At 68.1% G+C, this 833-nt stretch carries 1 pseudogene; it reads left to right on the forward strand.

Going from position 1 to position 833, the window contains the following annotated elements:
- Positions 1-833, forward strand: a pseudogene (locus AC1DP9_RS27725) (beta strand repeat-containing protein); the annotation flags it as partial.

Here is an 833-nt window from a genome sequence, read left to right on the forward strand (position 1 = left end):
GTCAGCAGCTCGGTGGCCAGCGCGCTGGGCGGCGGCGCTGCGGTCAACGGCAATGGCACCGTGTCGGCACCGACCTACACGGTTGGCGGGACGACCGTCAACAACGTGGGCAGCGCCATCACTAATCTCGATGGTCGCGTGACCACCGTCGAGGGCGACATCACCAACAACATCAACAACGGCGCCGTCGGCCTGGTCCGACAGGACGCCACCACCAAGGTCATCACCGTCGCAAGCGACAAGGCCGGCACACAGGTCGACCTGACCGGCACCGCCGGTGCTCGCCAGTTGCGCGGCGTGGCCAACGGCACGGTCGCGGCAGACAGCCTGCACGCCGTCAACGGCGGCCAGCTCCATGGCGTCAGCAGCTCGGTGGCTACCGCGCTGGGCGGCGGCGCTGCGGTCAACGGCAATGGCACCGTGTCGGCACCGACCTATACGGTTGGCGGGACGACCGTCAACAACGTGGGCAGCGCCATCACTAATCTCGATGGTCGCGTGACCACCGTGGACAATCGCGTGACCAACGTCGATGGCCGGGTGACCAACGTCGAAGGCTCGGTCACGAACCTTACCAACAATATCAATAGCGGTACGGTCGGCCTGGTCAAGCAGGATGCTACGACCAAGGCCATCACCGTGGCCAGCGACAAGGCTGGCACGCAGGTCGACCTGACCGGCACGGCCGGCGCCCGGCAGTTGCGCGGCGTCGCCAATGGCACGGTCGCGGCCGGCAGCCTGCACGCCGTCAACGGCGGCCAGCTCCATGGCGTCAGCAGCTCGGTGGCCAGCGCGCTGGGCGGCGGCGCTGCGGTCAACGGCAATGGCACCGT

The sequence above is a fragment of the Cupriavidus sp. 01L43 genome (assembly GCF_056399925.1).